25 protein-coding genes are annotated in these 23269 nt (G+C 59.3%); 24 read left to right on the forward strand and 1 reads right to left on the reverse strand.

From position 1 onward, the window contains the following. Positions 1–22 precede the first annotated feature (22 nt). Genes rplS through JJE47_04010 form a run of 4 tightly spaced genes read left to right on the forward strand, consistent with a single transcriptional unit; the run spans position 23 to position 1719 of the window. On the forward strand, positions 23–367 hold the full coding sequence (gene rplS / locus JJE47_03995; GenBank protein ID MBK5266573.1) for a 50S ribosomal protein L19: 345 nt from the start codon (positions 23–25) through the stop codon (positions 365–367). Beyond that, the gene (gene lepB, locus JJE47_04000) at positions 364–1041 is read left to right on the forward strand and encodes a signal peptidase I (GenBank protein MBK5266574.1); all 678 of its coding nucleotides are present in this window, start codon (positions 364–366) and stop codon (positions 1039–1041) included. Before rplS ends, lepB begins: the two co-directional genes overlap by 4 nt. Positions 1042–1090: 49 nt before the next feature. Then, the gene (locus JJE47_04005; protein ID MBK5266575.1) at positions 1091–1387 is read left to right on the forward strand and encodes a DUF2469 family protein; all 297 of its coding nucleotides are present in this window, start codon (positions 1091–1093) and stop codon (positions 1385–1387) included. After that, positions 1288–1719 carry a YraN family protein gene (locus tag JJE47_04010; protein ID MBK5266576.1) on the forward strand — a complete coding sequence of 144 codons (432 nt, stop codon included), beginning with the start codon at positions 1288–1290 and terminating at the stop codon, positions 1717–1719. The genes JJE47_04005 and JJE47_04010 overlap by 100 nt, the downstream gene beginning before the upstream one ends. A 332-nt stretch (positions 1720–2051) precedes the next feature. Here the strand turns inward: JJE47_04010 and JJE47_04015 are convergent, their stop codons facing one another. Then, positions 2052–2819, reverse strand: a complete 768-nt coding sequence (locus tag JJE47_04015; protein MBK5266577.1) for an enoyl-CoA hydratase/isomerase family protein — start codon at positions 2817–2819, stop codon at positions 2052–2054. 339 nt (positions 2820–3158) lie between these two features. Here JJE47_04015 and JJE47_04020 point away from each other — a divergent pair, with 339 nt between their 5' ends. The 20 genes from JJE47_04020 to truB all read left to right on the forward strand — a co-directional run. Beyond that, positions 3159–4631, forward strand: a complete 1473-nt coding sequence (locus JJE47_04020; protein ID MBK5266578.1) for a YifB family Mg chelatase-like AAA ATPase — start codon at positions 3159–3161, stop codon at positions 4629–4631. Then, entirely contained in the window at positions 4628–5689 is a 1062-nt protein-coding gene (gene dprA, locus JJE47_04025) for a DNA-protecting protein DprA (GenBank protein ID MBK5266579.1), read from the forward strand. The genes JJE47_04020 and dprA overlap by 4 nt, the downstream gene beginning before the upstream one ends. Before the next feature lie 207 nt (positions 5690–5896). Next, a complete protein-coding gene (locus tag JJE47_04030; GenBank protein ID MBK5266580.1) occupies positions 5897–6946 on the forward strand; it encodes a 3-deoxy-7-phosphoheptulonate synthase in 1050 nt (349 codons plus the stop codon). A gap of 31 nt (positions 6947–6977) precedes the next feature. Next, positions 6978–7868, forward strand: coding sequence for a tyrosine-type recombinase/integrase (locus JJE47_04035; protein ID MBK5266581.1), 891 nt, complete (start codon positions 6978–6980; stop codon positions 7866–7868). Then, complete coding sequence (gene whiG, locus JJE47_04040) at positions 7843–8625, forward strand: RNA polymerase sigma factor WhiG (GenBank protein MBK5266582.1); 783 nt, start codon at positions 7843–7845, stop codon at positions 8623–8625. Before JJE47_04035 ends, whiG begins: the two co-directional genes overlap by 26 nt. 183 nt (positions 8626–8808) lie before the next feature. After that, on the forward strand, positions 8809–9570 hold the full coding sequence (rpsB, locus tag JJE47_04045) for a 30S ribosomal protein S2 (protein MBK5266583.1): 762 nt from the start codon (positions 8809–8811) through the stop codon (positions 9568–9570). Positions 9571–9579: 9 nt separating this feature from the next. Then, positions 9580–10194: an elongation factor Ts gene (locus tag JJE47_04050; protein MBK5266584.1), complete on the forward strand. Its 615-nt coding sequence runs from the start codon at positions 9580–9582 to the stop codon at positions 10192–10194. Between the two features lie 8 nt (positions 10195–10202). Beyond that, the gene (locus JJE47_04055; GenBank protein MBK5266585.1) at positions 10203–10910 is read left to right on the forward strand and encodes a UMP kinase; all 708 of its coding nucleotides are present in this window, start codon (positions 10203–10205) and stop codon (positions 10908–10910) included. An 8-nt stretch (positions 10911–10918) separates the two neighbouring features. Next, positions 10919–11470 carry a ribosome recycling factor gene (gene frr, locus JJE47_04060; GenBank protein MBK5266586.1) on the forward strand — a complete coding sequence of 184 codons (552 nt, stop codon included), beginning with the start codon at positions 10919–10921 and terminating at the stop codon, positions 11468–11470. A 3-nt stretch (positions 11471–11473) separates the two neighbouring features. Further along, complete coding sequence (locus JJE47_04065) at positions 11474–12661, forward strand: phosphatidate cytidylyltransferase (protein MBK5266587.1); 1188 nt, start codon at positions 11474–11476, stop codon at positions 12659–12661. A gap of 3 nt (positions 12662–12664) precedes the next feature. Further along, positions 12665–13810, forward strand: a complete 1146-nt coding sequence (locus JJE47_04070) for a 1-deoxy-D-xylulose-5-phosphate reductoisomerase (GenBank protein MBK5266588.1) — start codon at positions 12665–12667, stop codon at positions 13808–13810. Positions 13811–13843: 33 nt separating this feature from the next. Beyond that, complete coding sequence (locus JJE47_04075; GenBank protein MBK5266589.1) at positions 13844–14953, forward strand: RIP metalloprotease; 1110 nt, start codon at positions 13844–13846, stop codon at positions 14951–14953. Beyond that, a complete protein-coding gene (gene ispG / locus JJE47_04080) occupies positions 14953–16158 on the forward strand; it encodes a flavodoxin-dependent (E)-4-hydroxy-3-methylbut-2-enyl-diphosphate synthase (protein ID MBK5266590.1) in 1206 nt (401 codons plus the stop codon). Before JJE47_04075 ends, ispG begins: the two co-directional genes overlap by 1 nt. Before the next feature lie 63 nt (positions 16159–16221). Beyond that, positions 16222–17931 carry a proline--tRNA ligase gene (locus JJE47_04085; GenBank protein ID MBK5266591.1) on the forward strand — a complete coding sequence of 570 codons (1710 nt, stop codon included), beginning with the start codon at positions 16222–16224 and terminating at the stop codon, positions 17929–17931. A 148-nt stretch (positions 17932–18079) separates the two neighbouring features. Next, positions 18080–18580, forward strand: a complete 501-nt coding sequence (locus JJE47_04090) for a ribosome maturation factor RimP (protein ID MBK5266592.1) — start codon at positions 18080–18082, stop codon at positions 18578–18580. Between the two features lie 2 nt (positions 18581–18582). Further along, on the forward strand, positions 18583–19704 hold the full coding sequence (nusA, locus tag JJE47_04095) for a transcription termination/antitermination protein NusA (GenBank protein ID MBK5266593.1): 1122 nt from the start codon (positions 18583–18585) through the stop codon (positions 19702–19704). After that, a complete protein-coding gene (gene infB / locus JJE47_04100; protein ID MBK5266594.1) occupies positions 19704–21803 on the forward strand; it encodes a translation initiation factor IF-2 in 2100 nt (699 codons plus the stop codon). Before nusA ends, infB begins: the two co-directional genes overlap by 1 nt. A 35-nt stretch (positions 21804–21838) precedes the next feature. Continuing rightward, complete coding sequence (locus JJE47_04105) at positions 21839–22102, forward strand: DUF503 domain-containing protein (protein MBK5266595.1); 264 nt, start codon at positions 21839–21841, stop codon at positions 22100–22102. Next, positions 22103–22444 carry a 30S ribosome-binding factor RbfA gene (rbfA, locus tag JJE47_04110; protein MBK5266596.1) on the forward strand — a complete coding sequence of 114 codons (342 nt, stop codon included), beginning with the start codon at positions 22103–22105 and terminating at the stop codon, positions 22442–22444. Continuing rightward, on the forward strand, positions 22441–23269 hold an 829-nt coding region (truB, locus tag JJE47_04115; protein MBK5266597.1), incomplete at its 3' end, for a tRNA pseudouridine(55) synthase TruB. The genes rbfA and truB, both read left to right, overlap by 4 nt.

Raw genomic sequence — 23269 nt, forward strand, 5'->3', positions numbered from 1 at the left:
GCCTTCCAAGGAGCCTCCAGTCATGAATGAAATCGACCACATCGAAAGCGCTCAGCTGCGCACGGACCTTCCGAAGTTCGGACCGGGCGACGTCGTCAAAGTACACGTCCGGGTCGTCGAAGGCGGCCGGGAGCGGACCCAGGTCTTCGAAGGCGTCGTAATCGCCAAAAACGGTGGCGGGATTCGCGAATCTTTCACCGTCCGCAAAGTCAGTTTCGGTGTTGGCGTTGAGCGGGTATTTCCGCTGCATGCCCCGATCATTCAGCAGATCGAGGTCTCCAGACGGGGCGACGTACGACGCGCCAAGCTCTACTATCTTCGGGATCGGGTCGGAAAAGCCGCCCGCATCAAGGAGAAGCGGGACTGATTCCTCCATCAGAGCCAGCCTATCGGGATCCCTTCGCTGACTCGGCGGCCTACGAACCGCCGCCATCGATAACCGAGACAAAACCGAAGCGTAAATCGTTCCTCGCTGAGCTACCGATCCTCATCATTATTGCGCTCGCTATCGCAATCGTCCTCAAAGCGCTTCTGGTCCAGGCCTTTTGGATTCCTTCCCAGTCGATGGTGCCAACGCTTCTTGTCGATGACCGGGTTTTCGTCAACAAGCTGATGGCGTTCACTGATCTCGAACGAGGTGACGTGGTGGTTTTCATCTCACCGTTCATCGAAGCGGACACTCCGGCGGAACCGATCGGAACCCGGATCCTCGAGACCATCAAACAGACGTTTGGGATCACGAGTACGGCGGTTCCCGACGACCTGATCAAACGGGTCATCGGGTTACCAGGCGAAACAATCGAGATCCGGGACAATCATGTGCTGGTAGATGGGACTTCTATCGACGAGCCGTATCTCGCCGAGAATGTCCAGATGGCCGATATGCCACCCCGAACGTTGCGCGACGACGAGTTGTGGGTCATGGGTGATAATCGAGACTTTTCTTCAGATAGTCGTCGGTTCGGGCCGATAAAGGTGAATAATGTCGTCGGGCGTGCTTTCGTAAGATTCTGGCCGACGGACCGTTGGGGCAGCATCTGAATTCGGCGGCCGTTGGGTACCGGGTAGATCTCGTTGATAAGGACATGGTGTGAACGAAGAAGATCTTGAGCGATACGAGTCGGCTGTGGAACTCCAGTTGTACAAGGAGTATCGCGACGTTCTGCCCATGTTCAAGTTCGTCGTCGAGACCGAACGGCGGTTTTACCTGGCCAATAGTGTCGAAGTCAACGAGCGAGCTGCGAACGGGACGGTTTACTTCGAGGTCCTCCTGGAGGATGCTTGGGTATGGGATATGTACCGTCCGGCAAGGTTCCTTCAACGAGTCAGGGTCATGAGCTTCCGAGATCTCAACATCGAGGAACTCGAGCCGGGCGTCCAGATCTAACCATTCCAGGTCTCGACAAGCGTCAGGTCGGCCGGCTGGGGGAAGATCTCGCCTGCGGGTTCCTGGTTCGTCAGGGCCTGCGGATCATCGAACGGAACGTTCGGGTTGGCCGCGGCGAACTCGATGTCATTGCCGGCCATGGTGACCTTCGAATCGCAGTCGAGATCAAAACGCTTTCGGATCCCGGCGATGAGCCATTCCGCACCTTCACCCCGGCCAAACGACGTCAGGTAATCGCCCTGGCTTCCGGGTATCGCTGTGACCGATCCGATCTCGTTGTGGTCGAATTCGGCGGCAACGGTGTTCTGTTCCGCTGGCTGCCGGCTCAATGAGCGTACGGGGTGGCCCGTCCCGATCGACGCGATCGATGCCAGCACCCATGATGCCAATGACGTCGAAGGTCGGGAGTTTCTTCCGGGACCACGACGAGGTGGCCAACGCCAATCTCAATAACCGAATCGCAACCAGGACACTGGTAGGTCTTGCGTGCGGCGTACGGTTGAATTGCACTGATCGACATGGTGCTCAACCGAAGAATCCCCAGATGATCGCTGCGGTCGCGGCGAGAATTGCTCCAGCGACCATGGCATAGTCGGCCATGCCGGGCGGCTCCCCTCCACCTCGAAACGGGTTCAGACCCATGACGTACAAACCTTTCGCCCGTTCATCGTCCCTTCCAATGCGGCGAGCGCTTTTCGATGAACGCCCTGACACCTTCGCCGGCGTCTTCGGAGCCAAGGCAGATCGCCTGGGAGCGGGCCTCGTTGCTGAGAGCTTCCTCAAGCGAGAGTTCGAACGATCGATTGAGGGCTTGTTTGGTGAGGAGCTGAGCGACGGGAGCCCCTCCGAGGAAACTGATTGCCAGTTCCCTGGCTCGGGCAAGGAGCTGATCCTGGTCGACGAGATCGATGCATAACCCGATTTGTCTGGCTTCGGTAGCGGATACGATCCGGCCGCTCAGCGAGATTTCCTTCGCTCGTTGCAAGCCGACGATGCGCGGCAGGAGCCACGAACCGCCAAAATCGAGTGTCAGGCCACGCTTTGCGAAGATTTCCGAGAACCGGGCTTCGGGAGTGGCGATGACGACATCGCACGCCAGCGCCAGGTTCATTCCGGCTCCCACCGCCACGCCGTCGACGGCCGCGATGGTGGGTTTGGTGGTGCGTATCAGGGCGTTGGCGGCTGCCCCGATCGCTTGCATATGGTTGTGGCGGGCCGCCACCCCATGTTGAGAAGAGTCAGCTGACAGGTTCGCCCCGGCACAGAAGTTACCGCCGGCCCCCGTGATGATGAGGATCCGTTGCGCCGACAGTTCGAATTCCGTGACGTGATGATGAAGTGTTTCCCATCCGTCGGGGGGGATCGCGTTCATCCGGTCCGGCCAGTCGATGGTCAGGGTGCGGATTTGATCGTCGTCATCGATGCGAATCATGTCTCCAAGTTACCCCGAGACGGTGAATGGGTTCGGCTTCTGGCCGCGGCGGAACCTGAACAGGTTGGGCATACTCAAGCTTTTTGGTCCTTTTTGCCGATAGTTGAGATACCACGTTGTCTCGGCGAAGAGCGATGTGGAGTGCTGGCACAAGACGCGTTGGAGGGTGATCGCCGATCTCCTGCTCTAGAGCAATCTAGATTTCGGTGGACCTCTTCATTCGTCTCGTGATGTGCAGGGCAGACCCTGTCCCGGGGCGCGAGCGCGCTGTGAACGCCCCGGGACGGAATGCCCACAGGACGCACCAATTCTGTCACAGGTCGGCGTTACGTTTCCGTGATGTACGCATCAGTTTCATCAGTCGCTCTCAAAGGTGTTGAACCACAACCGGTAAGCGTCGAGGTCTTCATTGGCCGGCCCGCCTCGACCCCTATGACGATCGTAGGTTTGCCAGACACCGCGGTACGCGAAGCTCGCGAGCGGGTGAAAGCCGCCATTCTGGAGTCAGGTTTCCGATTCCCACATGGACGGGTGATCGTCAATCTTGCCCCGGCCGACCTTCCGAAGGTCGGCTCCGCCTACGACCTACCAATTGCCATTGGTGTGTTGGTGGCGGCCGGGCTGGTCCCGCCCCAAGCGGCCGGCGTCGTCGCGCTGGGGGAGTTGGCTCTTGATGGAACGGTTCGGCCGGCTCGGGGTGGGCTAGGGGCGGGTCTCGTGGCGAAGGGGAAGGGTATTCCGGCCGTCTTGGCTCCCGATAGCGCTGCCGAAGCCGTCAGGGTGGATGGCGCCGATGTCCGGGCGGTTGGGTCTCTGGCGGAAGCTCTCGGGGTAGTACTCAGGGGCGAGCCCGGGCAACCGATTCCGGTCGGGGCCTTGAAAAGCCAGCCGACGAGTGAGTTGGCCGAGGTTCGGGGCCAGGCGCTGGCGAGGCGCGCCCTTGAGATTGCCGCCGCCGGTGGACATCATTTGCTCATGTGGGGACCTCCCGGGTCAGGCAAGACGATGTTGTCTCGTTCGCTTCCGAGCGTGCTGCCCCCACTCACGGCCAATGAGTCACTTGAGGTTGCTCAGATTTGGGCGGCCGGCGGCCGGGGCACTCCTAGCCGGGACCGGCGCCCCTTCCGATCGCCCCATCATTCAGCCACGCCCGCCGCTTTGATCGGAGGAGGTAGCGGGATTCCGGTTCCTGGAGAAGTCTCCTATGCCCATCATGGTGTCCTTTTCTTGGACGAGGTCGGCGAGTTTTCGGCCCAGCTTCTCAACCACCTCCGGCAACCTCTCGAGGACGGAACGGTGACGATTGCTCGTAAGGGCATTTCGGTACGGTTTCCTTCGAGGTTCCAGTTGGTCGGTGCCACCAATCCGTGCCCGTGCGGCTATTTCGGGGATCCGCTGGTAGCGTGCGAGTGTCCACCGCCGGCGGTAGCGAAGTATCGAAGGCGATTGTCAGGTCCGCTCATCGACCGGTTTGACGTCCGGGTCTCAGTACCTCGGCCAGAACGAAACGAACTTCTTGGGGCGCCAGGGGAATCGTCAGAGGTGGTAGCCGCCAGGGTGTTGACAGCCAGGAAACGCCAGGTCGACCGGGGCTGCATCAATCGGCTGTTGAGCCGACGGCGGCTTGACGAAATGGACTGGCATCGGGACGCCAGGTCGCTCGTCGATCGGGCGTTTGACCAACTGGCGTTGACGGCACGCGGGTATGACCGGGTCCGGCGTGTGGCTCGAACGGTGGCGGATCTCGACGAGTCTGACTCCGTTGGCCCCCGCCATGTAGCGGAAGCACTCGGGTTTCGAGGGACCTGGTGAACCGGAGAGATGCTGCCCTGCAGTTGGCGTACGCCCCGATGCATCCAGATCGCCGTCGGCAACTTTGTGTCGACCTGGGGGGCCCGGAGGGTGCCCTCCGCTCGATCTGGTCGGGAAAGGTGACGCTGCCCGAAGATGCGGTGGCTGCGACTCGGATACCCGCCGATGACCGTCGGGAGGCTCTGGCCGTCCTTGGAATCGGGCTGCGGTTTATGGGAGACCCCGACTATCCGGCAGGTCTGGCCGATCTGGCCAATCCACCATCCGTGTTGTTCACGCGCGGTTCTGTTCCGCCGGTGCCCGGTATTGCGATCGTGGGGACCCGGAGAGCCACCGGCTATGGGTTGCGATTGGCCGAGAGTTTCGGGCGGGCCATGGCTGGTGATGGTCGAACCGTGGTCAGTGGGCTGGCGAAAGGGATCGACGGAGCGGCCCATCGGGGCATGGTGGGGGCGGGCGGTCGGGGTATAGCGGTCCTCGGGAGCGGGGTTGACCGGTGGTACCCGGCCGCGAATCGATCGCTTGGCGAGCAAATCCTGAAGAACGGATCTGTGATCTCAGAGTACCCGCCCGGTACCCGACCCTCGCCGTGGCGCTTTCCGCCCCGTAACCGGATCATTGTTGGTCTGTCGGCGGTCGTGCTCGTTGTGGAAGCCGGGATGCCGGGAGGGGCAATGATCACCGGCCGAATGGCCACGGACGAGCATCGGGAGCTATTCGCGGTTCCGGGTGACATCGGTCGCCCCGCCTCGGTCGGATGCAATTTGCTGATTCGCGATGGGGGCTGGCCGGTACTCGGTATCGATGATCTGCGCGAAGCCGTCAACCGGATTCTCGGGCCGCCCGTTACGAACACCCAAGCCGCCGAAAAGCCCCGATCGGGGCTCGGCGTCCCTCCGGTGTCACCGTTGGTTGCCGCTTGCGACCCGGCCGGAACCCCCATAGATGAGTTGGCCAAGCGATGTCATCAGTCGGTCACCGACGTTCTCGTGGCCATTACGGAATTGGAGCTTGCCGGGGTTGTGCGGGTTGAGGCGGGACGAGTGGTTCCGCAATGAGGCTTGACATTCAGCCAGTTCCTGGCCACTATGCCATGCGATGACTGTTGCTTGGTTTAGCCAGGACTATTTTTTTGGCCCCTCGGGGTCGAAGTAGTCGCGTTTAGCCATCGCACGAGAACTTCGACCCCGAGCCGCTGGCTCGGGTTTTTTTTGCGCCGAGCGGCTCACACTGGAAGGCAGCTCTAGATGACCGACAATCCAATTGTGATACCGACCTCGGTAGACGACACCCATATCAAGGAAATCGCCGCGTTGAAGCGGCCATCTCAGCTCAAACTTGAGATTCCCAACCGGTCCGAGAGCCTTGTGGCCGACTCCCGCCAGGCGATCGCAGACATTCTCCACGGTCGAGACACCAAGCGGCTTGTCGTGGTCATCGGACCATGTTCGATTCACGACGTCGAGGTTGCCGCCGAATACGCCGACAAGCTCATGGCGCTGAGAACCCGTTACGCCGATGAGCTACTGATCGTTATGCGTACCTACTTCGAAAAGCCCCGGACCACGGTGGGGTGGACAGGATTGGTTTATGACCCACAACTGGACGGATCCGAAGATATCCCGACAGGCATCGAAGTATCCAGGCGTTTGCTTCAAACGATCAACGACATGGGCATGCCATGCGCAGTCGAGCTACTCGACCCGATCACTCCGCAGTACTTCGCCGACTTCCTGTCGTGGGCGGCGATCGGTGCCAGAACCGTCGAAAGTCAGGTTCATCGCCAGCTGGCGAGCGGTATGTCAGCTCCGATCGGTTTCAAGAACTCAACCGACGGTCGGGTCGACGTCGCCGTTCATGCCATGAAGGCTGCCGAACGTTCCCATAGTTTCTTCAGCGTCAATTTCGAGGGTCAGCTCGCCATGGTGCGAACCAACGGCAACCCCGATACCCATATTGTTCTTCGGGGCGGAGCCGGCGGGCCGAACTATGACGCGGCGGCCGTGAAGGATGCGGTTGCTCGAGGCAAGGCGCAAGGAATCGAGCGTCCGGTGATGGTCGATTGTTCTCATGGCAATTCGAAGAAGGATCACCGACGCCAACCGATCGTCGCCGATGAGGTGTTACGCCAATTCAAGTCTGGCCAGAACGGCATCATGGGCCTGATGGTTGAAAGTCACATAAACGCCGGCCGGCAGGACTGGGCGCCGGATGTAAAGCTCGACCATGGCGTGTCGATCACCGATGCTTGCATCGGGTGGGATGACACGGACCTACTCCTGGAGAAGGCTGCCAAAGTCGTTGCGGGTCGTTGACCCCATCGGCTGGGGCAGCGAGGATGGGGCGGTGGTCCAAATACCTGATCCGCCCGCTTGGGCGCTTGATTCATTCGAACGGTACCTCGTTCGTCTAAAGGTCCAACGAGGATTGTCACCTCACTCGATCGCCGCATACCGACGAGACATCAGTCAATTCTTGGCCTTCTGTGACCGAGGGTCCATCCAATCCCTTGCTGAAATCGATCGGCGCTTCATACGACGTTTCCTGGCCTACCTCGACACCCTCGGTTATGCCCGGGGGAGTATTCGCCGCAAATCATCGTCGGTGAAAGGCTTTTTTGCCGATCTGGCTTTGCGTGGGGAAATCCCCAGTAACCCGGCCCAGCAACTTGCCAGGACGAAGACTCCTCAAAGACTGCCCAAAGCGCTACCACAGCGGGCGGTCGCCGAGTTCATTGAGGCAATCGACGGCGACGAACCGATTGAACTGCGTGATCGGGCCATCCTCGAGACGTTGTATGCCACCGGGCTACGGGTCTCCGAGCTGGCCTCGTTGACGACGTCCATCGGGGGAGCAGACACCGTGACCGTGCGCGGTAAGGGCAACAAGGACCGGGTTGTTCCGATCGGCGGACCGGCTGTGCGAAGCATCGAACGATGGCTCGCCAAAGGACGCCCGCGGATGGTTGGATCGGTTCAGAACGATGCTCTCTGGATAGGTATTCGAGGAAGATCCCTCGATCCACGAGGTATACGGCGTATCATCCAGCAACGTGCGGGAACCTTCCCGCACGCACTGCGCCACTCGTTCGCGACGCATCTCCTGGAAGGAGGAGCAGATCTACGTGCTGTGCAGGAAATGTTAGGGCACGTTGAATTGGCGACCACGCAGCTTTACACTGCGATAACTCGAGACCACCTCAAGGCGACATATGAGCGAAGCCACCCGCGGGCATAAGTCATCCGAAGAACATGTTCAGCAGATGTGGGTGGACTTCAAGTCCACCGCCTCCGAACGAGCCCGTGAGGGTCTCATCCTCCATTATTCACCACTTGTGAAGTTCGTCGCGGGCCGCGTTGGCGTCGGCCTGCCGAGAAGCGTCGAGCAGTCCGATCTGATCTCGTACGGCATCTTCGGACTCATCGATGCCATCGATAAATTCGATCTCGAGCGTGGATTCAAGTTCGAGACCTACGCCATCAATCGTGTCAAGGGCGCCATCCTCGACGAGTTGCGGGCCCTCGATTGGGTCCCGCGTTCGGTCCGAGCTCGGGCCAGGGAGATCGAACGCTCCCTCCAGGAACTTGAGCACAAGCTGCAGCGGACGCCATCTGAAGAAGAACTGTCTGACAAGATGGAGATGCCACTCAGTCAGCTTCAGGACACGCTGGGTGAGATTTCATCGCTCGGGTTGGTAGCTCTCGATGAACTCCTCGGCCGCGATTCGGACTCGTCGTCGGTGGGTGACGTATTGCCTGATCCTCGCGGGATGACCCCGGAAGCTGCTTTCCAGGTCGAGGAGACCAAGCGGGTGGTTGCCGACGCAATCAACCGTCTTCCCGATCGGGAACGACTCGTCGTAACCCTTTACTACTACGAAGGATTGACGCTCGCAGAAATCGGAGAGGTGCTTGGGGTTACCGAATCGAGGGTCTGCCAGATTCATACCAAAGCTGTCATGAGCCTTCGTAACCGCATGGCTGTTACCAACTGAGCGACTCGCCCCCTACGGCTTCAGCTAGACTTTCCCGGACTCGAACCTGAGTCCTGCCCGAAACGGGTGGCAAATACACACGCACCGGTAGAACTTCCATTGGTCAGACAAAAGTCTGCGGAAGGCGGTCTCCCCGCTGGCAATCCTGCCCATCGGTGCGGAGGAACAACCATAAGGAGCAGCATGTCTGTTGTCACAATCAAACAACTGTTGGAAGCCGGCGTCCACTTCGGTCACCGCACCCAGCGTTGGAACCCGAAGATGAAGCCCTATATTTTTGGCGATCGCAACGGGATCCACATCATTGACCTACGCCAAAGCCTGGAGAAGGCCAACGAGGCGGCCGAGTTCGTCAAGAAGGAAGTCGCTGCCGGCGGTACCGTTCTGTTCGTAGGAACCAAGAAGCAGGTCGCAGGTGCCATAGCTGAGGCAGCCGACCGAGCCTCGATGCCGTACGTGAACTATCGCTGGCTCGGTGGCATGCTCACCAACTTCACCACCATTCAGAAGCGCATCTTCTACATGCGTGAACTGGAGCGTATGCACGAAACCGGTGAGTTTGCCGGTCGGCCCAAGAAGGAACGTCTCAAGCTCAGCCGTGAATACGAAAAGCTTCAGCGCAACCTTGGTGGCGTGGTGAATCTCAAGTCGATACCTAACTGCTTGTTCATCATCGACATCAACGTCGAGGCGACGGCTGTGAAAGAAGCAAACCGGCTTGGCATCCCCGTTATCGCGGTGGTTGACTCGAACTGTGATCCGACCGGAGTCGATATCGTCATTCCTGGCAATGATGACGCCGTTCGGTCTGCGCAGCTCCTGGCCGGCATCATCGCCCAGGCAGCCATCGATGGGAAGCAACTCGTTGGCAAGTCCGATTTAGAAGAAATGACCGAAAAAGACGTCAGCTCAGAACCGACTGATGACGCCGCGGTAGAAGCATAGGAAACCGGTATGGCTGAATTTTCCGCTAAAGATGTACAGGAGTTACGGCAGGCAACGTCCGTTGGAATGATGGACGCCAAGAAGGCTCTGGTCGCGTCGGAAGGTGATTTCGACAAGGCAGTCACCTACCTGCGTGAGAAGGGACTGGCCGCCACGGCCAAGCGGGCCGATCGGGACGCTTCGGAGGGTTGCATAGGGAGCTATCTCCACAATCAGGCGGGACGCGATGTTCAGGGCGTCCTCGTTTATCTGTCATCCGAGACCGATTTTGTCGCCAAGAGCCCGGAATTCGTCGAAACCGCCCGTGACATTGCGATGCATATCGCCTGGGGAAAGCCAGATTTCTTGACCAGGGAAGAAATCCCTGCAGAGGATCTCCGGAGCGAAGCCGACATTATCGCCAATCAGGCCAAGAATGAGGGTAAACCTGACACGGTCATCCCCAAGATTGTCGAAGGACGTCTTGAGAAGTACTACCAGGATCGGGTCCTGCTTGATCAGCCGTTCGTAAAGTCGGACAAGTTCGAAGGCACCGTTGGCGAATTGGTTCAGCAACTGGCCGCCAAGATGGGTGAGAACATCGCGATCAAATCGTTCTCCCGTATCGCCGTCGGCGAAAACTAGGAGCGCTCATGGAACCTCGCCGGGTCCTCCTCAAATTGTCCGGGGAAGCATTTGCCGATGTCGAACTCGGATACGGGATTGATCCGGCGACGGTCCGGCGGGTAGCCAGAGAGGTTGCCGACGCGATCGAACAAGGAGTCGAAGTTGCCATCGTTGTTGGTGGCGGCAACATCTTCCGGGGCGTGTCTTCGGCCGCGGCCGGCATGGACCAGGCGAGCGCCGACTACATGGGGATGCTGGCGACGGTTATCAACGCCCTGGCGTTGCGCGACGCTCTCGAAAAGGAAGATGTCGAGACCCGGGTCCAGTCAGCCATCACGATGCAACAGCTTGCCGAACCGTACATTCGGCTTCGGGCGATCCGTCATCTCGAAAAAGGTCGGGTCGTTATCTTCGCGGCTGGGACCGGCAACCCGTTCTTCACGACGGACACTGCGGCAGCGCTCCGCGCGGCCGAGATCGGGGCGGACGAGGTGCTCAAGGCAACGATGGTCGATGGCGTCTATGACTCCGATCCGCGTATCAACCCGGACGCGGAGTTCATTCATGAAATCGGATACATGGAAGTCCTCGCTCGTGGCTTGAACGTCATGGACTTGACCGCCGTGACTCTGTGCAAAGAGAACAATCTTCCTATCAGGGTGTTTAGCCTTAGAGAACCGGGCAATATCACCAAGGTTGTGGCCGGAGCGGATCTCGGGACTCTGGTGCATTAGGAGCGCGCATGATTGACGAACTTCTGGCGGAAGCAGAACTGAAAATGGACGGTGCTGTCGAGCACGCTCAGCAAGAGTTCACCACCATTCGGACCGGTCGGGCCAACCCGGGCATTCTTCATCGGATCATGGTCGATTACTACGGTGCTCCGACCCCCCTCCAACAACTCGCCACCTTTTCCGTTCCCGAACCTCGATTGCTGGTTGTTCAACCGTTCGACCGTGGATCGCTTCAGGAAATCGAGAAAGCGATCAGCAGTTCGTCTCTCGGGCTCAACCCTTCGAACGATGGAACGGTCATCCGGCTCGTATTTCCGCAGCTCACCTCGGATCGTCGTAAGGAGCTCATCAAGGTCGTCAAAGCCATGGCCGAGGATGGCCGGGTGGCGATTCGGAGCATTCGACGCGGTATCAAGGAAGACCTCGAAGCGCTTTCCGGCGAAGTGAGTGATGACGACATTCGACGGGCAGAGAAGAGCCTCCAGGATGCCACTGACCGCCACACGGCAAGAATCGATGAGCTCTTGGGTCACAAGGAGCAAGAGCTCCTGGAGGTTTAGCCAATGGCCGAAAATTCAGATGACGACCTCCCCTGGGTAGGCGATGATGCCGACAAGACCGACCAGTTGAGCCTCGAGGAGATCGAACAAGTTGCGGACCCGGGACCCGGTCATGACGCGGTCCCGCCCCAAGACGATGAGGACTTCCTCGGCGCTGACGAAGGGTTCGGACCCGGATCGAATCCGCTCGACGAGTTTTCTCGGGACGACTATTTGGCCAACACGACGACCGAATATAAGGACCTTGCCGAGGAGATTCGAAAGATCGAGACGGAGGCCGTTCAGATGCAAGCCGTGGCCGCCCCGTTGCATGGGATAGATTCGGGTGTCGTCGGGTTTGAGGATGTCACCGGGACCGTCGAAGTCCCGATTGAACGCACGAAACCGAGCAGCGACCTTCCTGTACGGATCGTATCCGGGCTGGCACTGGTGGCTCTTCTGGTCGGTTCGGCGGTCCTCGGTGGTTGGTGGTTCGTGGCTTTCCTCAGCCTCGTTTCGATCGTTGCGGTCGGGGAGTTCTATTCCGCGACCCGAACCGCCGGGTATAAGCCCATTGCCTTGCTCGGACTGTTGGCGGCCATCGGCGCTCCAATCGCAGGCTTCCGGGCCGGACCGGGAGGCGTGGCAGGTACGGTGATGGTCTCGATCGTCGGGGTGCTCGTGTTCTACACGATGCTCATCCGCGCAGACCCACTCGACAATGCGGCCGTCACGATATTCGGAATTGTCTGGATTCCCGGCATGCTGGGCTTTGCGACGTCGCTCGCCAGAGTCGATGACGCCGCCCAACTCATCATCGGTCTGGTTCTGATCTCAGCGGCAGTCGACACCGGTTCGTTCTTCGCCGGGCGTACGTTTGGCAAGACCCCCATGGCACCTGTCTTGTCTCCGAACAAAACTTGGGAGGGCCTGGCAGGCGGCGCAGCGGGCGCAGTTGCGATGACGATGGTCATCTCGCTCCTCGACCACTTCTCACTTTTCGAGCTGCCGGGCAGTTTGTGGCTTGGCCTGGCCATCTTCGTCACATCGCCGCTCGGTGACATCGCCGAATCCATGATCAAGCGCTCGTTGGGTATCAAAGACATGGGATCCATCGTCCCCGGACACGGCGGCCTGCTCGACCGGATCGATGCCTTGCTGTTCGCTGTGCCGATCGGCTATTACGTATTTCAAACCCTCGGCTACCTCTAGGCCATGCCGGCCGAGCTGGTTGTTCTCGGTGCCACTGGTTCAATCGGCACTCAGACATTCGAGGTGGCTCGTCGACTCGACATTCCTGTCGTTGCCATGGCGGCCAGAAGCGGGTCCGAGGAGCTTTTTAATCTCGGTCTGACCTGGCCAGATGCCAAATTGGTGGTCGCCGCCGCCACCGATGATGAGCGGGTCAGATTTACTGATGCGTTTGGCAAGCGAGTTTCGTTTGGTCCCGAATCGGTCCAGGAAGTAGCCGCCACCCGCGGAGCGGTTGTCATCAACGGGATTGTTGGCTCAGTCGGCCTGGCCGCATCGGTTGCCGCTCTCGAGGCCGGCAACCGTCTCGGACTAGCCAACAAAGAGAGCCTCGTCGCCGGTGGCCCGGTTCTCCTGGCTGCCAGGGCGCGTACCGGCGCCGAGATCATTCCCGTGGACAGCGAACACTCGGCCATCTACCAATGTCTGAAGGGTGAACGGTCCTCGGATGTGGCCAGGATTGTTCTCACTGCATCCGGGGGCCCTTTTCTGGGGCGATCTCACCGCCAACTCGAGGCCGTAACTCCGTCCGAAGCATTGGCGCATCCCACCTGGGACATGGGCAAGAGGATCAGCATCGATTCGGCGACGCTCGTCAACAAGGGCCTTGAGGTAATCGAGGCGCACTTCCTGTTCGATCTGCCCTTTGAACAAATCGACGTGGTGGTACATCCGCAGAGCATTGTCCATTCGTTGGTGGAATTTGTAGACGGATCTTCCAAAGCCCACCTGGGCGAGCCCGACATGCGCGTACCGATTCAATACGCGGTCACGTTTCCTCACCGGTCACCTGGTGGCCTGGCCCCGTTCGAACTGGGCGGCAAGACCTTGACGTTCCTAAAGCCGGATCGGGCGACCTTTCGGGCTCTCGATCTGGCGTATGAAGTTGGGAAGATGGGCGGCTCATCGCCGGCGGTCTTCAGCGCCGCCGATGAGGTGGCTGTGCAAGCGTTCCTGGAGGGACGGCTCAGCTTTCTCGGTATCGTCGACGTGATCGAGCGAACCGTGTCAAGAATGCCAACGGTCAACCTCGAGTCGGTCGCTGATGTTCTGGCGGTCGACGCCGAGGCACGGTCGGTCGCGGACCAGTTGATTTCTGGGGCGTGTTAACCTGACATCAAGCTCAGATTGGAGATCTGGCTAGTGGCTGGTGTCATATTGATGATTGGTGGTTTGTTCTTCTTCGTGATGGCTCACGAAGCGGGTCACTTCATTGCCGCCAAACTGACCAAGATGAAGGTCACCGAGTTCTTTTTCGGGTTCGGGCCACGCCTCGTTTCGTTCGTTCGAGGCGAAACGGAATACGGAATCAAAGCGATTCCTGCCGGCGGGTATGTCCGGATTATCGGTATGAACCCGCTCGAAGAGGTCGCGGCAGAAGATGTCGGCCAAACCTACCGGGAAAAGAAGTTCTGGGAGAAGGCGGTCGTGGTGCTGGCCGGAGTCACGGTCAACATGGCGCTCGGATATCTGATCTTTTTTGGTGCGTTATTGGCGTACGGCAACCTGGTTGACGCCGAACTGGTGCCAACCGTTTCAGCTGTTTCGGCCATCGAGGATGAAACGGCCAGTCCGGCTTTGGCTGCTGGCATCGAGGTTGGTGACACCATACTTGCCGTCGCCGGCGTCGAAACCCCCGATTGGGACTCCGTCGTTGCGGCGATCTCGGATCGTCCAGGGGAAACTGTCGATATCCTGATCGATCGGGCCGGTGAAGAACTCACCCTGGCTGCCACGTTGGCCACCCGAGAGTCGGTTACGGGCGGTGCGCGTGGTTTCCTGGGCGTTTCACCGTCGGAGATGGTTCCGGAGGTTGGTGTGATCGAAGCAGTCGGTCTGGCCGGCCGGCAAACTGTTGGGCTGGTTGGCCTGAGTTACGGTTTCTTGTGGGACATGGTCAGCAACCTTGACGGTCTCGCGAAGGTGTTTGTCGGAGGACAGCTGGCTCAAGAGTCGCGTCCGGTGTCGATCGTCGGGATCGGGCAGATTGGTGCTCAAGCCGGGGACACGATCGGGTGGAGCACGATTGTTCTATTTCTTGGATATATCAACGTCGTACTTGCCGTGATGAACGCTCTGCCCCTCTTTCCGCTCGACGGAGGGCACTTTGCCGTGGCGCTGTACGAGAAAGTCTTCAAACGGGAGGCGGATATCCGCAAGCTCATGCCGGTGGCGGCGGTGGTACTCGGATTGTTCATCTTCATCGGTATCGTGTCGATATACCTTGATGTCGTCCAACCGATTCAGTTCTGATGTTTGAACGTCGCATCACCCGTCAGATTTCGGTCGGCAATGTACCGGTCGGTGGCGGATCCCCGGTCAGTGTTCAATCCATGACGACTACCAAAACTGCCGACGTCGACGGCACCCTCGCTCAGGTGTACGCATTGGCTGGCGCCGGTGCCGATATCGTGCGAATTACCTGCAACGACGTCGAGGCCGCTCAGGGCCTGGCCGAAATCGTTCCGCGTTCGCCAGTGCCGATCGTTGCCGATATTCATTTCCAACACAAGCTGGCGTTGGCCGCCCTGGAAGCCGGCGTCGCTGCGCTTCGTCTGAATCCGGGGAACATACGCAACGAGACCCACATCAAGACCGTTGCCAGAGCCGCCAAGGATCGCGGTGTCCCGATCCGGGTCGGGGTAAATGGTGGATCGCTTGATAAGGATCTTCTCGATAAGTACGGCAGCGCCACCCCGGAGGCCCTGGTGGAGTCTGCCCTCAAGGAGATCAGATATCTTGAAGACGTTGACTTCACGGACATCAAGATTTCGGTGAAGCACAGCCACGTACCGTCGATGGTCGCCGCCTATCGGCTGCTTGCCGACGCAGTCGATTACCCCTTGCATCTGGGGGTCACCGAGGCCGGCCCCCTCCCGGGTGGGATCATCAAGGGTACAGCCGGGATCGGAACGCTTCTCAACGAGGGGATCGGGGACACCATCCGCTTTTCTCTCACAGCCGACCCGGTCGAGGAAGCCAAAACCGGTCGAGCACTGTTGGAATATCTTGGTCTGCGCGAGCGCAAGGGTCTCGATCTCATTGCTTGTCCCTCCTGTGGGAGAGCTGAGGTTGACGTCATCGATGTTGCCCGTCGCGCGCAGGAGGCTCTCGAAGCTGAGAACTTGCCTATTCAGGTGGCCATCATGGGCTGCGTCGTCAATGGACCCGGGGAGGCTCGGGAAGCTGACCTCGGCATAGCGGCCGGTCGTGGCAAGGGTCACATGTTTATCAAGGGCCAGGTAGTCAGGGTGGTCCCCGAGGACGAGATGGTCGAGGCGCTCGTGGATGAGGCTCGCAAACTCGTCGAACAGGGAGTCGAGGCCAGACTGGCGGCCGCAGATGCCAACGCCGAGCAATTGAGCCGGCTGGTTCGTGAACAACTCGTCGAGATCCAGGGTGATGCGAACGATGCTGCCTCGAAGAGAGCCCGGGTCGCCAAGGTGGCTTCCAACTAGGAACCAACCAGGGGCCTCCGGCGGGTCGGCTAACCTCTGCCGGAACTCACGAGGAGACGAATTCTGCGCTGGTCACAGGCCTTCATCCCAACGCTACGCGACGATCCAGCCGAAGCTGAGGCGGTAAGTCACAAGCTGCTCATCCGGGCCGGGTTTGTCAGACAGCTCATGGCGGGCTCGTACTCGTTATTGCCGCCTGCCATGCGGGTTCGCGCCAAGATCATGCAGATCATTCGTGAAGAAATTGACACCATCGGGGGTCAGGAGTTCCTGCTTCCGGTGTTGCATCCGGCCGAACCGTGGCAACAGTCGGGTCGTTGGGATCTGATCGGGGATGAACTGTTTCGCCTCAAAGACCGCAAAGAAGCCGACCTATGTTTGGCGATGACCCACGAGGAAATCTTCACAACTCTGGCCCTTGAGTTGAGCTCCTACAAGCAGTTACCCCAGGTCTGGTACCAGATTCAAACGAAGCTGCGAGACGAACCGCGCCCTAAATCCGGTGTGCTGAGGGTTCGAGAGTTCACAATGAAGGACTCATACTCATTCGATCTCGATCAGGCGGGGCTCGACGTGGCGTTTGCCAACCACTACACCGCATATCAGCGAATCTTTGCCAGGCTTGGACTGTCGGCGGTCCCCGTAGAAGCTTCGTCGGGAATGATGGGTGGGGCAGGTTCCGTTGAGTTCATGGTCCGGTCAGATGCCGGGGAAGATTGGATTGTGGTCTGCCCAACCGGTGACTACTCCTCAAACGTTGAAACGGCTTCTGCGGTCCTTTCCCCGGTGGAAGATCCCACTCCGGCGTCCCTCGAGAAATTCGCCACCCCCGGCGTCAGAACGATTAAGGGACTTGAGGCATTCGAAGGCGGAGCGGCCGCGAATCGCCAAATCAAGTCACTGTTCTATGTTGTCGATTCTGACCTCGTCGTCGTTCTCATGCGCGGTGATCACAGCCTGGTAGAGCAGAAACTCCTTGACGGGCTCAGCGTCGTTGAGGCAAGGCCGGCTACCGCCGACGAGATATTCGCCGCCGTTGGCGCCCATCCCGGCAGCTTGGGGGCCGTTGGCGTCGAAGGGTTCCGGATCGTCGCCGACCTGGCTTTGAGAGACCGGGGGGGAATGACCACTGGAGCCAACGAGGACGATTTCCACTTCCGCAACGTCGACATGGACCGGGACATTCGCGTTGACGACTGGCTCGACTTGCGCGAAGTGCTTGCCGGAGAACCGTGTATCAATTGTGGAGCACCTCTCGAAGTTGAGAAAACCATTGAAATAGGCCACATCTTCAAGCTTGGAACCCGCTATTCAGAGCCGTTCGGTGCCACGGTGCTCGACGAAAACGGCAAGTCACAGTCGATATTCATGGGTTCGTATGGGATCGGCGTCGAACGCAATATGGCGGCGATCGTAGAAGCCAACCATGACAGCAAGGGCATTATCTGGCCGGTGAGTGTGGCGCCCTACCAGGTCGTGATAACCGTTCTCCGCCCTGAAGACGCTGATACCCTCGGCGCGGCGATCCGCGTGTATGACGAACTCCGAGTGGCGGGCGTTGATGTAATCCTCGATGACCGTAACGAACGCCCTGGTGTGAAGTTTGCCGACGCAGAACTGGTTGGTTTCCCGCTGAGAATCACGGTTGGACCGCGCGGGGTTGAGTCTGGTTTCCTTGAACTGGTGACCAGGGCGACCGGCGAAATCGAGGAAGTGTCGGTTGGCGACATTGTTGGCGTGACGCGAGACCGGTTGGTAGGCTCCCCGCAGTAACCACCCGGGGTGATCCGGTCTGGACCGCTTCTGATATACTCTTTTCCATACATCTTGGACGCTACGGACGAAAGTGGGCGCCCCGCCCGCTTTTCTTTATGCTCCAAATGAGGAAGATACGTCGGACAAAGACGGCGTGGAGGCCAACGTGAGTGACGCTCCGAAGGAGCTATGGGAAGTGATTAGTGCCTATCTAGAGGCAGAACGGATCGAACTCGACGACCTTGAGTTGTTGGGTGGTCAGTCGCGCAAACGCTTGCGGGCAACGGTTGACGTGCCGGGTGGGTTAGATGTCGATACGCTCGGCGAACTCACGGCCGGGATTTCCCGTATTCTGGATGAGCACGACGTCATAGTTGGAGGCTACGACCTGGAAGTCAGCTCACCGGGTCTGGAACGAAAACTCCGACGTCCCGAGCAGTTCAAGAAGGTGATCGGGAAAGAAATAACGGTCAAAACCCGATTAGAAGTCGATGGCCAACGACGCCATGATGGTGTCCTGATAAGTGCAGCGGATGGAAATTTTGAAATGAGTATTAATGGGGAGGCCCGGACGGTCGGTTATGACCAGGTCCTCTCCGCCCGGGTGGTGTTTGTCTGGCCGCAGACCACCATGCCGGGCCAGAAGACGCAGGAGGACAGCGCATGAAGATGGATCAGGCAGTGATGGACGCGCTGGATTTGGTGGCGAGCGAACGTGGTGTCGCCGTTGAGACGATTCTTGACGCGCTCGCCAACGCGCTCGTTTCCGCGTACAAACGCTCACCAAGTGCCGCCGAAGAAGCTCGGGTTGTGATTGATCCCGACAGTGGCGACATTGTGGTGTATGCCCAGGAACTCGACGAAGAGGGCAATGTTACCGACGAGTGGGTCGACACTCCGGACGATTTCGGCCGGATAGCCGCCCAGACCGCCAAGCAAGTGATTTCGCAACGCCTCCGCGAGGCGAAACGCGATCAGGTCTTCGATGTGTATCAAACCCGCGAGGGTGACTTGATCACCGGCATCGTGCAGCAAGTCGACCACCGGTACTCGATTCTCGACCTCGGTGATGCCGAGGCGCTCATGCCTGGGTCGGAACGTATCCCGTACGAGCGGCTTGAGCGCGGCAACCGGGTAAAGGCGATCATTATTGAGGTTCGCAACGATGCCAAAGGTCCTCAAATCATTGTGAGCCGGTCTCATCCGGACTTCGTTCGCAGGATGTTGGAACTCGAGGTTCCAGAACTCATGGACGGAACGATTGAAATCGTAGCCATCGCCAGGGAGCCAGGGCATCGCACCAAAATCGCCGTCAAGAGCAACGACCCGAAGGTCGACCCTAAGGGGGCCTGCGTTGGTGCTCGGGGCGCCCGGGTACGCCAGGTCGTCAATGAATTGCGTGGCGAAAAGGTCGACGTTGTCGAGTGGCGCGAAGACATCGGGCAGTTCATCGCCGAAGCACTCGGACCTGCCAAGGTTCAACAGGTGAATATTTCCGAAGAGGACAAGATCGCGACTGTGATCGTGGCCGATCATCAGCTTTCACTTGCCATCGGCAAAGAGGGACAGAACGCCCGGCTGGCCGCAAGGCTGTCCGGCTACAAAGTTGACATTCAGTCCGATCAACCCGCCCCGGTAGAAGGTGCCGAGTCGGCGTCGGCGCCCGCCGCGCCGGATGACATTGTTCAAGGTGCCTCCGAAGACGTGGCGTCTTCCGAGTCGGATGACACCATTCAAGCCGCGTCGGATGACGCCGTTCAAGCAACGACAGACGGGGACGCTGAGGAGTAATGGCTAAAGCACGAATTTATGAAATTGCCCGGGACCTGGGTCTCGATTCGAAAGATGTACTCGCCAAGGCCGAGGAGCTTGGACTTCCGGTGAAAACGGCGTCCTCCGGATTGGAGGCGTCCGATACGGTGCTGCTGAAAGCCGCCTTGGTTCCGGCGTCAACGGCCGAACCCGTGAAGAAGGTGGCCCCTAAACCTTCCGAGCCTCAGCCTGACCCTACGCCTGTCGCAACGGCCGAACCCGAACTCAAGGCCCAACCTGAGCCACCGCAGGCGATCGTCGAGGTCGCTCCGGAACCTGCTGAACCGGCCGTGGTCGCCTCACAACGGGGTGCTGTGACCGTGCTCATGGGCATTACGCCGAGTGGATTTGGTGATGTTATCGGCCGCCCAGGAACCGAGGTGGTGGCTGCACTCATTCAGATGGGCGAGCTGGTGGGTCTGGGAACTCCGATACCGGCTGACGCTTTCGAATTGCTTGGTGATCACTTCAGTGTTGTGGTAACCGTTGAAGGTGGCGAAGCTGAAGAGGAAGAGGCTGCTTCCCTCATCAAGCCCAAGCGGACGTTTGATGACGCTGACAGCGATTTGGTAGCCCGGCCGGCCGTCGTGACCGTAATGGGCCATGTCGATCACGGAAAGACCACCCTGCTCGATGTCATTCGCAAAACCAGTGTCGTCGAGGGCGAGCATGGGGGGATCACCCAGCACATCGCCGCCTATCAGGTCGATCATGATGGGGCATTGACCACATTCCTCGATACGCCTGGTCATGCGGCTTTCACGGCCCTGCGGGCGAGGGGAGCCAATGTCACAGATATTGTCGTTCTCGTGGTAGCTGCCGATGATGGGATCACGCCGCAAACCCAGGAGGCGATCAGTCACTCCAAGGCGGCGAATGTACCAATCATCGTCGCGATAAACAAGATGGACACACCCGGCGCGGATCCCCATCGGGTACGCGCTCAGCTCACCGAGTACGGATTGATCGCCGAGTCCCTCGGAGGTGACGTTCCAGCGGTTGAACTTTCTGCGCTCACGGGCGAGGGAGTCGATACCTTGCTTGAAGTGATTGACCTGGTAGCCCAGGTCGAGGATTTCAGGGCCAATTCGAAGGCATCCGCGTCAGGCACGGTCGTTGAGAGCCAGTTGGATAAGGGCCGCGGGCCAGTTGCCACGGTGATCGTCCAGCGTGGCACCTTGCGCCGGGGAGATGCCTTGGTTGCCGGACCCATTTCTGGCCGGGTTCGCGCCATGTTGGATTTCAACGGTCAAGAGCTCAAGTCGGCCGGTCCGTCGACTCCGGTACTGGTGATGGGTTGGTCAGACGTTCCCACCGCGGGCGATGCATTTGATGTGCGGAAGAATGAACGGATCGCCAGGCAAGAGGCGGCGGCCACCCTCGAGGGAATGCGTCAGGCCGAACTTGTGGTTCCGACCGCTCGTGAGAGGTTGACGTCCCTGCTCGAACAGCTCCGAACCGCCGATGAGGCCGAGCTTCGTTTGATTGTCAAGACCGACGCTCACGGTTCGATGGAAGCAGTCCGTGAAGCGACCAGCAAGATCACCCGCGATGGCGGAACGATCACCATCGTGCATGGGGCGGTTGGTGGCATCACCGAGAACGATGTGAGTCTCGCCGAGGTGACCGAAGCTTTGATCTTCGGATTCAATGTCCGCCCCGATGCTCAGGCCCGTAAGGCCGCCGAAGCCAAGGGTATCCAGATTCGCACCTACAACATCATTTACGAACTGCTCAATGACATTGAAGCGCTTTTGGTCGGTCGCCTGGCTCCCGACGAGGTTGAGGCAGTTCTTGGCTCGGCTGAGGTTCGGGAAGTGTTCAAGGTCCCGCGTCGTGGAAATATCGCTGGCTGCTACATCACGGAAGGTTCCCTTACCCGTGGTGGAAAGGTCCGCCTCCTGCGAGCAGGGGTGGTCATCCACGACGGGGTCATCGGGACACTACGGCGATTCAAAGACGACGTGCGCGAGGTCCAGGCTGGTTTCGAGTGTGGTGTCTCTCTTGAGGGCTACAACGATGTCAAAGAAGGCGACGTGATCGAAGCCTACGAGGTCCGAGAGGTGGCCCGCTCGTAGCTGTTGTCGCGGCCGTCCTTGTTCTTGAGCTGAGAATGCCAGGCGTTCATTCCCTCAAGGAAAAGCGTCGGGTCCTCGCCAGGTTGGTCACGTCGGTTCGGTCTATCGCCGACGTGGTCACAGCCGAGGTAGGCCATCAGGACACCTGGCAGCGAACAGAACTTGCCGTGGCTTTTGTCTCGTCCAGCCTCCTTGTGGTCGACTCGATGGTCTTGAACGTGGTGGAATGTGCAGAGAACCAGCTGGAGATCGAACTGGTGTCCAGTTCGATCAGCTATTTAGAACCACCGGAGGCGTAGATGTCAGACCGGATGCGAAAGATCAACTCGTCCGTACATCATGTGATCGCAAGGGAGGTTGAGGATCTCAAAGACCCTCGATTGGGATTTGTCACGATCACCGGAGTGGAAACGGCACCCAATTTGCGCACCGCCCGGGTATTCTACTCCGTGCTGGGTCCGGCTGAACAGCAAGCAGCCACGCAGGCGGCTCTCGAGTCTGCCGCCCCCCGGCTAAGCCGGGCGATCGGTTCGTCGATCAGGATGAAGTACACGCCAACGCTGAGGTTCGAAATCGACCCGGCCATTGAATACGGCGTACGTATCTCTCAGAAGCTACGCGAACTTGACGAAGAAGAATGAGCGATCGAGGGTTCCTGCTCATCGACAAACCGGCGGGTATGACATCACACGATGTCGTCGCGAGGGTTCGAAGGGCTATCAATATCCGCAAAGTGGGCCATGCGGGAACTCTGGATCCGCTGGCGACGGGACTATTGGTCTGCGGGGTCGGACCGGCGACGAAACTCATGCGGTTTGTCCAGGACCTTCCGAAAGAATATGTCGGGCAGATCCAGTTCGGTGTCGCCACTGATTCCCTTGACGCAGATGGGGAAGAAACCTATCGCCGGCCCATGCTGGTTACCGAGGCCGACCTTGACGCCCTCATTGGGCAATTCACCGGTACGGTGTACCAGGTCCCTCCAATGGTCTCCGCTTTGAAAGTGGGGGGGCGGCGGCTCCATGAATTGGCACGCCAGGGGATCGAGGTCGAGCGCGAAGCGCGCCCGGTTGAGATCTACTCTCTTCAGGTCCTCGACGTCAGGCCGCAGGAATATTCCGAGGCGGTCATCAGGGTCGTCTGCGCAAAGGGGACCTATGTTCGGGTTCTGGCAGACGATCTCGCCAAAGCCCTCGGAGGGCGGGCTCACCTCAAGGCACTCCGTCGACTGAAGACCGGCTCATTGTCTGTCGAACATGCCGTCACCCTCGAGCGCCTCGATGCGCTGGGTGAGGCCGGTCGATGGGATACGGCTCTCCTCAGTCCTTTTGATACGCTGGCTTCGTTGCCACACTGTTTGCTCCGTTCCGAAGTTGCGGATCGGGTCCGTCATGGAGCCCGTTTGGCCGTCGAAGAAGTACCCGGACAATGGACCGAGGGCGATATTGTTCGGTTGGCCGATACCT

It is taken from the genome of Acidimicrobiia bacterium (genome assembly GCA_016650365.1).
In the GTDB taxonomy this organism is placed as follows: Bacteria; Actinomycetota; Acidimicrobiia; order Spongiisociales; family JAENVV01; genus JAENVV01.